The following is a 9053-nucleotide window of genomic DNA, read 5'->3' as shown; positions in this document are numbered from 1 at the left end:
CCGTCAACCGGCCCGTCCCCATCGCCGGGCGGATCGCCGCGGTCTCCGCATCCATCTTCGCATCGAAGCCGCATTGATGCGCATCGCAGGCAGGGCACATCCGGCACGCGCCCAGGCCGTCCCGCCGGTCCAGCGCCCGCGGAATGGGCGCAGGATGCAGGCCGGTCGCCGCCAGCTGCTCCACCAGCCCGCCGATGCGCGGATGCGCCGCGATCGCGCCGTGAGGATAGGCGCGCGCATGCGGCGGCTCGGTCGGATCGGCCTCGGTCGCGCCGTGCACGCGGTACAGCCGCTCGGCCTGATCGTAATAAGGCTCCAGATCGTCGTACAGGATCGGCCAGGCCGGCGACACGCCCGCCTCATGCGCCACCGCCTCGAAATCGGCCTCGCGCAGCCGGTAAAGCGCCGCGCCGTAGAATTTGGTCTGCCCGCCGACACAGGCGATCGGCTGCGTCCGGTCGGGATGGACATGGCGGATGTAGCGGCTGTGCGCACCCGGCTGCAGCCAGCGCCCCTCCTCGATCAACAGGACGCGCATGCCTTCGTGCGTCAGGCGATGGGCGATCGTCCCCCCACCGGCCCCGCTGCCGACGACGATGACGTCATACGCCCCTGCCCCGGCCATACCCCCTCGCCACCAGCAACACCCGATCCCGTCAGCCTACGCCAATCGCGCATCTGGACGATGCACCCAGGCGAGGTGTTCCCGGCTATTGCGGATAATGGTGGGAGCCTGCGCAGAGCCGGGGCGTTCGCGGCGCCTGCTGCCCGGTATCGGAAATGAGGAAATGGCGGAGCGGGAGGGATTCGAACCCTCGATACGCTTTTGGCGTATACTCACTTTCCAGGCGAGCGCCTTCGACCACTCGGCCACCGCTCCGCAGGTAAAGCCTGGAGACGGGGCCCCTAAAGCGGTCCGGCGGTTCGCGCAAGCGCTTGCGTGCATATCGTCGCTCGGGCACGCTTGGCGCCATGCTTGCGATCCTCCTCGCCCTTGCCGCCGCCATCCAGACCATGCCTGCCCCGCCCGGCCCGGCGGACGCGCAGGCACAGGACTGGGTCGCCATTCCCGATGACGAGCTGCTCGTCTTCTCGCTGGCGAACGGCCGCCGCGTCGTGGTGCGGCTGGCGCCGCAGGCGGCACCGGTGCACGTGGCCAATATCCGCGCGCTGGCCCGCGCGCACTGGTGGGACCAGGGCACCAGCGTCTACCGCGTGCAGGAGAATTACGTCGCGCAGTGGGGCGATGCTACCGAGAAGAAGCCGCTGCCCCCCGGCATCGTCGCCAACCCGCCGCCCGAATATGTGCAGAACCGCACCGCGCCCGCGCAGCGTCTGTCGCGGCCCGACCCCTATGCCGCCTGGGCGGGCTACTCCGCCGATGGCTGGCCGCTCGCCGGCGACGCCACCCGGCAATGGCTGCCGCACTGCTATGCCATGGTCGGCGTCGCGCGCGACCTGGCGCCCAGCACGGGCAGCGGCGCGGAGCTTTACACCCTTATCGGCCACAGCCCGCGCGCGCTCGACCGCAACATCGCGGTCGTCGGCCGCGTGGTGGAGGGCATGGAGGCGTTGACCACCCTGCCGCGCGGCACCGGCGATCTCGGCTTCTACAAGACCGAAGGGGAGCGCAGCCCGATCGTCTCCGCCCGCCTCGCCAGCGACCTGCCCGCAGCGATGCGCCCGCATTTCCAGTACCGCGCCACCGCCAATCCCCGTTTCGCCGCCTGGGTTCGCGAGCGGGAGAACCGCAACAACGCCTTCTTCACCGTGCCCGCCGGCGGGGTGGACATCTGCGCCGCGCTGCCCCCCGTCCGCCCCGCGCCCTGATGCCTTGCGGCATGATCCACATGCTGGTCGCCCGTGCCGCGCCGCGCTAAGCAGGCCTATCTGCCTGCCCTTTCTGGGGATATCGTGCCCGCACCCGATCGCTCCGTCCCCGCGCCGCCCCCTGCCCGATGAGCATCGGCACGATCGGGCGGCTGCGCACCTTCCTGCGCGAGGAGGAGTGGCAGTTCGCCCCCCACGAACGCCCTGCCATTCCCGGATCGCCGGGCAGTCCCGATCATCCGCTGGCACGCCGCTGGGCCTATGCGCTGATCGCGGTGCTGGTCGGGCTGACCGGCGGGCTGGGCAATGCCCTCGTCTCCGCCAACACCGCGCAGCTACAGGGTGCGCTCGGCTTCGATCCCACCGAGATCGCATGGCTTCCCACCGTCTATGTGATGACCAACGCGTCGATCAACCTGCTGCTCATCAAGTTCCGCCAGCAATTCGGGCTCAGGCCCTTCGCGCTGATCTTTGTCGGCATCTATGTGCTGCTCACCTTTGCGCACCTGTTCGTCCACGGCTTCTGGTCGGCAATCGCGGTGCGCGCCGCCAGCGGCATGGCCGCCGCCGCACTGTCGTCGCTGTGCCTGTATTACATGATGCAGGCGCTGCCCGCGCGCTGGCGGCTGAAGGCGATCGTCCTGGGCATCGGCGTGCCGCAATGCGCGACGCCGATGGCCCGGCTGTTCTCACCGGAACTGCTCGCCATGTCGCAGTGGCGCACCTTGTACCTGTTCGAACTGGGGCTGGCCCTGCTCAGCATGGCCGCGGTAAGCTGGCTGCGCCTGCCCCCGACCGAGCGGCAGAAGGCGTTCGAGCCCCTCGATTTCCTGACCTTCGCGCTTTACGCGCCGGCCATCGGCCTGCTTTGCGCGGTGCTGGGTCAGGGGCGCATCGTCTGGTGGACGCAGGCGCCGTGGATCGGCTGGGCGCTGGCCGCCGCCATCCCGCTGCTGGCGGGTGCGCTGCTGCTCGAACATTATCGCGCCAATCCGCTGCTCAACACCCGCTGGCTGGGCTCGGCCGACATCATCCGCTTTGCGATCGTCACCATCATGATGCGCATCGCCCTGTCCGAACAGACGTTCGGCGCGGTCGGGCTGCTCACCACGCTGGGGCAGAATAACGACCAGTTCGGCACGCTGTTCGCGATCATCGTCCTCGCCTCGGTCGCCGGCGTCGTCGCCAGCGCGGTGACGCTGGACGTGCAGCGGCTGACCCATCCCGTGATGTTCGCCATCGCGCTCGTCGCGGTCGCCGCCTATGCCGACAGTTTCTCGACCAACCTCACCCGGCCGCAGCAATTCTACGTGACGCAGGCGCTGATCGCCTTTTCGGCCACCTTCTTCATCGGTCCCTCGCTGCTGTTCGGCATGACCCGCGCGCTGCAACAGGGTGCCGGTCACGTCATCAGCTTCGTGGCGCTGTTCGGCATGCTGAACTCGATCGGCGCGCTCGGCGGCACCGCCTTTCTCGGCACCTTCCAGACGATCCGCGAAAAGGCGCACAGCGCCGCCATCGTGCAGGAGGTCGACCCCACCAACCCCATCGTGTCGCAGCGTATCGCCGCGGGCGGCAGCAGCGTCGGCCGCGTCATCGCCGATCCGGCGCTGCAACGCGCGGAGGGCGCCGCCCTTTTGTCGCAGGCCGCCACGCGCGAGGCGAATGTGCGCGCCTATAACGACACTTTCCGGCTGATCGCGGGTTTGGCTGCTCTGACCACGCTGTACCTCGGCTGGCTGCTCTGGCGCCGCAACCGGCGTATGCGCCGAACCGGAACCGCATCATGACCGACGCCCGTACGCCGCCCGTCTCTCCCACCCCCCGCACCGAGGAAGCGATCGCGGAGGCGCAGGCCGCCGCGCCACCGCCCCCGCCTACGCCGTCCGGCTGGCGACCGCCCACCGGCGGCCGGCGCTCGCTGCTGTTCATCATCCTGCTCGTCGTCGCCGGCATCGCGGTCGTGCTGGCCGCATGGCGCCTGCCGCCCTTCACCAGCGGCTATGAATCCACCGACAACGCCTATGTCCGTGGCCGCACCACCGTGATCGCGCCACAGGTCAGCGGCTATGTGTCGCAGGTGCTGGTCCGCGATTTCGAGCAGGTCGCCGCCGGCCAGCCGCTGGTCCGCATCGACGACCGCATCTACCGCCAGCGCGTCGAACAGGCCGAGGCACAGGTCGCCGCCAATCAGGCGACGCTCGCCAACAGCCAGCAATCCGAACGCTCGCGCGCCGCCAATCTCGCCGCGCAAGGAGCCGCGGTGGAAAATGCCCGTGCCCAGTTGATGCGCGCGGAGGCGGACATGGCGCGCGTCAACGATCTCGTCACCGACGGCTCGGTATCCCTGCGGGAGCGTGACCAGACGCTTGCCGCGCTCCGTCAGGCGCAGGCTGCGGTGCGCCAGGCGCAGGCCGCCGCCGAGATCGCCCGCCAGGACGTCCGCACCGTGGAGGTCGGGCGCGGCGGGCAACAGGCCGGGGTCGCCGGTGCGGTCGCCGCCCGGCGACTGGCGCAGATCGACCTGTCCAACACCCTGATCCGCGCGCCGGAAGGCGGTCGCCTGTCCGAGGTCGGGGTGCGCGTCGGCCAGTACGTGACCGCCGGGTCGCAACTCCTGTTCCTCGTGCCCCCCGAAACCTGGGTGATCGCCAATTTCAAGGAAGCGCAGACCGCCCGCATGATCGTCGGCCAGCCCGCCTCCTTCACCGTCGATGCGCTGGGCAATGCCCGCCTAACCGGCCGGGTGGAGCGCATTTCGCCCGCCGCCGGCTCCGAATTTGCGGTGCTCAAGGCGGACAACGCGACCGGCAACTTCACCAAGGTGCCGCAGCGCATCGCGGTGCGCATCCGCGTCGATCCCGGCCAGTCGCTGGGCGCGCGCCTGCGCCCCGGCATGTCGGTGCAGGCGCGTGTCGATGTCTCGCAGGGGCCACGCCTCCCGTGAGGATAGCCGCGCTCGCCCTGTCCCTGCTGCTCGCCGGCTGCATCGGCCCGCGTCCGCCGGCGCCGGCTGCCGCCACGATCGCGCCGCCGCCGGCATGGCGCACCGCGCTCGGCCCCGGCACGCCGATCCGCGCCGACTGGTGGCAGGGGTTCGGCGATCCCGTCCTCACCGCGCTTGTCGCCCGTGCACTCGCCAACAGCCCCGATATCGGCAGCGCCGCCGCCCGCGTCGAGGAAGCGCGCGCACAGGCCCGGCTCGCGCAGGCGCAGCGGGCTCCGTCGCTCACCGGCGGCGTGCCCCTTACCGATGCCCGCTCGGTCAGCGCGCTGGGCGTCGGCGCCACCAATATCGGCTCGCAACCGCTGCTTCAGGCCAGCTACGATTTCGACCTGTTCGGCCGTCTCGCCCGTGCCGAGGATGCCGCGCGCGCCAGCCTGCTCGCGACGGAGGCGGCTGAGGACACCGTTCGCCTGGCGCTCGCCGCCGGGGTGGCCACCAGCTACGTCACCCTGCGCGCGCTCGACCACCGCCTGCTCATCGCCCGCGAAACGCTGGTCGCGCGCGCCGATGCGCTGCGCATCGCCCGCCGCCGCGCCGACACCGGCTACACCTCGCGCCTTGAACTGCGTCAGGCCGAAAGCGAATACCGCGCCACCGAACAGCTCGTCTCGGCCGCGCAGCTTGCCGTCACCCGGCAGGAAAACGCGCTCTCGCAGCTGATCGGCGATGCCCCCGGCCCCATTGCGCGCGGCCTGCCGATCGATCGCATCGCGCAGCCACCCATTCCGGATGGCCTGCCCGCCGATCTGCTGCGCCGACGGCCCGATCTGTTTCAGGCCGAACAGACGCTGGTCGCCGCCGACCGCACGCTGGACAGCCAGCGCGCCGCCATGCTCCCCAGCCTCGGCCTCACCGGCTCGGCCGGCCTCGTCCTGTCCACCGCGCTCGACCATCCGGTCGGCGTCTTCTCGCTCGGCGCCAGCATCCTGTCGCCGATCTTCGATGCCGGCCGCCTCCGCGCCCAGGCCGACGCCGCCACCGCCCGCCGCGACCAGGCCGCCTTCGCCTATCGCCGCACCGCGCTGGTCGCCTTTCGCGAGGTCAACGACAGCCTCGCCGGGGTGCAGCGCGCTGGCGAGCAGGTGGTGGCGCTGGATCGCCAGCGCGCCGCACTGGCCGATGCGCTGCGCATCGCGTCGAACCGCTACCGCGCCGGCTATTCCAGCTATCTGGAACAACTGGACGCGCAGCGCGGTCTCCTGTCCGCCGAATTGTCGCTGGCCCAGGCGCAGGCCGATCGCCTGACCGCCTATGCCGGCCTTTATCAGGCAATGGGCGGCGGCTGGACCCCCGCCGACATCGCCGCCACCACCCGTTGAGAGGCCCGCCCATGACCACCCGCCCCGCCGGCACAGAGGGTTTCGCCCTCAACCAGACGATGCTGCGCATCCGCGATCCCAAGGCGTCGCTCCCCTTCTACCAGGGCGTGCTCGGCATGACGCTGATCCAGCAGCTCGATTTCGCGGACATGAAGTTCTCGCTCTTCTTTCTCGCTTATCTGGCCGAGGGCGAGACGATCCCGGCCGACCCCGCCGAGCGCGCCCGCTTCCTCTTCACCCGCGAAACCACGCTGGAGCTGACCCACAATTGGGGCACCGAGGACGATGCGGACTTCGCCGGCTATCACAGCGGCAACACCGATCCGCGCGGCTTCGGCCATATCGGCATCAGCGTCCCCGACGTGTCCGCCGCCTGTGCCCGTTTCGAGGAACTGGGCGCCCCCTTCAAGAAACGCCCGCAGGACGGCACGATGAAGGACATCGCCTTCATCACCGATCCCGACGGCTACTGGATCGAAATCCTGTCCCCGGCCGGCATGACGCCCACCGTGGTCGCGCAAAGCTGATTTCACGCGAAGACGCGAAGCCGCGAAGAGAAAGAAGAAGGTTTTGTTCACGCGGAGGCGCGGAGATGTTCCGCGAGCCGAAGGCTCACTCTCCATTACGGGCGAGGGCTTGTCTCCCGGCCGAAACGTCACGCGCGGGTGCGGCCGACGCACCCTCTCCGGGCCTCCGCGCCTCCGCGTGAACCCCTTCTTCTCTTCGCGTCTTCGCGTCTTCGCGTGAACTAAATAACCGCGTGAAGACGATCCTTCACCGCATCCAGCCGAACCCCCGCCAGAGCCCCATCGACCGGCCCGGAATGCCGCAAAACCCCGGCCACCTCGCCGATCACCTGCCCCAACCGGTCGAACTCCTGCAAAGCCGCCCCGTGGCGCTCGAACACCAACGGGTCCAGGCAAAGCGCCGTCGCCAGCGCCTCCAGCACCCCGCGCGCCGCGTCCAGTTCCTGCGCCAGGCCGTGCGCGACGGGGCCGCCGAAATCAGCCACGGCACAGGCCCAATACGGTTTCGCTGATCGCGCCCGCCTTGATCGGCTGCACCGCCATGCCGCGACCGATCTCCAGCCCGCCCGATCCGTCGCCCGCCGGCGCGATCGCATAGCCGCGCGCAGCCCGGATCGCCTGCACGCCCGCCACGCCGTCCTCGCCCTCGGCCAGCAGCACCGCCACCGTCTGCTCCGCCGCCGTCTTGGCAATCGTCGCCATCATCAGCGAGATGGACGGCCGGTGTCCGGCAAAGGGGGGCTTGTCCAGCATCCGCACCACGCCGTCGGGCCAGCGGTCGACATACACATGATGCGTGCCCGGCCGCGCCACCACGATCATGCCGCGCTCCAGCTTCAGCCCATCGCTCGCCTCCACCACCCGCGGCCCCAGCGCCGCGGACAGCTTGGCGATCATCCCGTCCGCCAGCTCGTCGCGCATATGCTGCACCACCAGCGCGGGCGGTCCGTCCTTGGGAATGTCGCCCAACAGGTCGAACAGCGGCTTGGTGCTGCCCACATCGGCGCCGACCGCCAGCAGCTTGCCGTTCCAGTTGAACGGCGCATCCGTCGCCGCCTTCGCCGACGGCTTCTTGGCCCCGTCATTCAGCGCCCGGAACCGCGCCGGCGCCTCCTTCACCGTCTTCGCCAGCTGCCCGATCGCCTTCTGCACCTCGTCCGGCGTCGCGCGCGTCGGCTTGGGGTAACAGTCCAGCGCCCCCAGCCGCAGCGCCTCGATCGAACTGTCCGCCCCCTTGGCGGTCAATGTCGAGAACATGATGACCGGCATCGGCGCGGTTTCCATGATCTCCGCCAGATACTCGATCCCGCTCATCCCCGGCATCTCGACGTCCAGCGTCATCACCGTGGGCTTCAGGTCGCGCACCATTTGCCGCGCCTCTGCGGCCCCGTCGGCCAACCCGACGATCTCGATGTTCTTGTCCTTCTCCAGCATGCCGGCGACCAGCGCACGCATGGTCAACGAATCGTCGACGACTAGAACTTTGGCCTTGGCCATGTCGGCATTCCTTTGAAACAGATACGCGGGGTACGGGTAGGAAATCAGGCGGCGTCGGCCATCGGCGGCGCCAGCCGCTCCAGGTCCAGCACCAGGATCATGCGATCCTCCACCGTGGCCAGCCCTTCCAGCAGGCCCGCCGCCTGCATGGTGCCGACATCGGGCAGCGGCTGCATGTCATCCGGGTTGATCGTCACGATATCGTTCACCGCATCGACGATCACGCCCTGCAACTGCTCGCCGATGCGCACCACGATGATGACGTGGCGTGCGGTCGGATCGGTCAGGCCCCAGCCCATCCGCATGCGCAGGTCCAGCACCGGCAGCACCACGCCGCGCAGGTTCACCACGCCGCGCACATGCGCCGGCACGTTGGGCAGCGGGGTCGCCGGCGACCAGGCACGGATCTCGCGGATCGCCATGATGTCGATGCCCAGCGACTGGTCGCCGAGTTCGAAGGTGATGAGCTGACGGGCCATGAATAACGTCCTTTGCGGGTCGGTCAGATGAGCACGCGGCGCACGGCCGCGGACAATTTGGCGGGGTCGAAGGGCTTGACGATCCATCCGGTCGCACCGGCGGCGCGCGCCCGCGCCTTCTTCTCGTCGGAAAATTCGGTGGTCAGCACCAGGATCGGCACGCCGTTCCAGCGCGGGTGGCCGCGCAGCTGCTCGATCAGGCCGAACCCGTCCATGCGCGGCATGTTGATGTCGGTGATGACCAGGTCGGGCGCGGCCGCGTCGATTCGCTCCAGCGCGTCCACCCCGTCCTCGGCGGCGGCGATCTGATAGCCTTCGCCGGACAGTGCATGGCGCAGCAGCGCACGCATGCTGGGGGAGTCGTCCACGGTCATGATGGTTCTGGTCATGCTCT

General features: G+C 69.7%; 10 protein-coding genes and 1 tRNA gene. 5 read left to right on the top strand and 6 right to left on the bottom strand.

The features are described from left to right. A partial coding sequence (locus OXR08_RS01515; RefSeq protein ID WP_267347297.1) for an FAD-dependent oxidoreductase occupies positions 1-625 on the bottom strand: 625 nt, incomplete at its 3' end. 164 nt (positions 626-789) lie between these two features. Further along, positions 790-880, bottom strand: a tRNA-Ser gene (locus OXR08_RS01510). Between the two features lie 56 nt (positions 881-936). On the opposite strand from OXR08_RS01510, the gene OXR08_RS01505 reads away from it, so the two are divergent. The 5 genes from OXR08_RS01505 (at position 937) to gloA (ending at position 6683) form a co-directional block, all read left to right on the top strand. Next, the gene (locus tag OXR08_RS01505; RefSeq protein ID WP_346731884.1) at positions 937-1830 is read left to right on the top strand and encodes a peptidylprolyl isomerase; all 894 of its coding nucleotides are present in this window, start codon (positions 937-939) and stop codon (positions 1828-1830) included. 128 nt (positions 1831-1958) lie between these two features. Then, the gene (locus OXR08_RS01500; RefSeq protein WP_112381455.1) at positions 1959-3620 is read left to right on the top strand and encodes an MFS transporter; all 1662 of its coding nucleotides are present in this window, start codon (positions 1959-1961) and stop codon (positions 3618-3620) included. Next, complete coding sequence (locus OXR08_RS01495) at positions 3617-4777, top strand: HlyD family secretion protein (protein WP_149681147.1); 1161 nt, start codon at positions 3617-3619, stop codon at positions 4775-4777. Before OXR08_RS01500 ends, OXR08_RS01495 begins: the two co-directional genes overlap by 4 nt. Further along, entirely contained in the window at positions 4774-6156 is a 1383-nt protein-coding gene (locus tag OXR08_RS01490) for an efflux transporter outer membrane subunit (protein WP_267347296.1), read from the top strand. The genes OXR08_RS01495 and OXR08_RS01490 overlap by 4 nt, the downstream gene beginning before the upstream one ends. An 11-nt stretch (positions 6157-6167) precedes the next feature. Beyond that, positions 6168-6683 carry a lactoylglutathione lyase gene (gloA, locus tag OXR08_RS01485; protein ID WP_267347295.1) on the top strand — a complete coding sequence of 172 codons (516 nt, stop codon included), beginning with the start codon at positions 6168-6170 and terminating at the stop codon, positions 6681-6683. A gap of 221 nt (positions 6684-6904) precedes the next feature. Here the strand turns inward: gloA and OXR08_RS01480 are convergent, their stop codons facing one another. From OXR08_RS01480 to OXR08_RS01465, 4 genes are read right to left on the bottom strand one after another with little or no spacing between them, the layout of a single operon-like run. Further along, positions 6905-7168: a hypothetical protein gene (locus tag OXR08_RS01480; RefSeq protein ID WP_267347294.1), complete on the bottom strand. Its 264-nt coding sequence runs from the start codon at positions 7166-7168 to the stop codon at positions 6905-6907. Then, positions 7161-8180, bottom strand: a complete 1020-nt coding sequence (locus tag OXR08_RS01475) for a chemotaxis protein CheB (protein ID WP_267347293.1) — start codon at positions 8178-8180, stop codon at positions 7161-7163. The genes OXR08_RS01480 and OXR08_RS01475 overlap by 8 nt, the downstream gene beginning before the upstream one ends. A gap of 44 nt (positions 8181-8224) precedes the next feature. After that, positions 8225-8659 (bottom strand): chemotaxis protein CheW, encoded by a 435-nt coding sequence (locus OXR08_RS01470; protein ID WP_112381461.1) that lies wholly within the window; start codon positions 8657-8659, stop codon positions 8225-8227. Positions 8660-8682: 23 nt separating this feature from the next. Then, on the bottom strand, positions 8683-9048 hold the full coding sequence (locus OXR08_RS01465) for a response regulator (protein WP_112381462.1): 366 nt from the start codon (positions 9046-9048) through the stop codon (positions 8683-8685). Positions 9049-9053 lie beyond the last annotated feature (5 nt).

It is taken from the genome of Sphingomonas sp. GM_Shp_2 (assembly GCF_026540875.1).
In the GTDB taxonomy this organism is placed as follows: domain Bacteria; phylum Pseudomonadota; class Alphaproteobacteria; order Sphingomonadales; family Sphingomonadaceae; genus Sphingomonas; species Sphingomonas carotinifaciens.
Note: the sequence above shows the minus strand (reverse complement) of the source record. Positions and strands in the feature narration are given on the sequence as shown.

What these genes read in the sequence shown, in the direction of transcription:
- OXR08_RS01465 (WP_112381462.1), bottom strand. Translation starts at nt 9,048, where the DNA reads ATGACCAGAACCATCATGACCGTGGACGACTCCCCCAGCATGCGTGCG.
- OXR08_RS01500 (WP_112381455.1), top strand. Translation starts at nt 1,959, where the DNA reads ATGAGCATCGGCACGATCGGGCGGCTGCGCACCTTCCTGCGCGAGGAG.
- OXR08_RS01475 (WP_267347293.1), bottom strand. Translation starts at nt 8,180, where the DNA reads ATGGCCAAGGCCAAAGTTCTAGTCGTCGACGATTCGTTGACCATGCGT.
- OXR08_RS01495 (WP_149681147.1), top strand. Translation starts at nt 3,617, where the DNA reads ATGACCGACGCCCGTACGCCGCCCGTCTCTCCCACCCCCCGCACCGAG.
- gloA (WP_267347295.1), top strand. Translation starts at nt 6,168, where the DNA reads ATGACCACCCGCCCCGCCGGCACAGAGGGTTTCGCCCTCAACCAGACG.
- OXR08_RS01470 (WP_112381461.1), bottom strand. Translation starts at nt 8,659, where the DNA reads ATGGCCCGTCAGCTCATCACCTTCGAACTCGGCGACCAGTCGCTGGGC.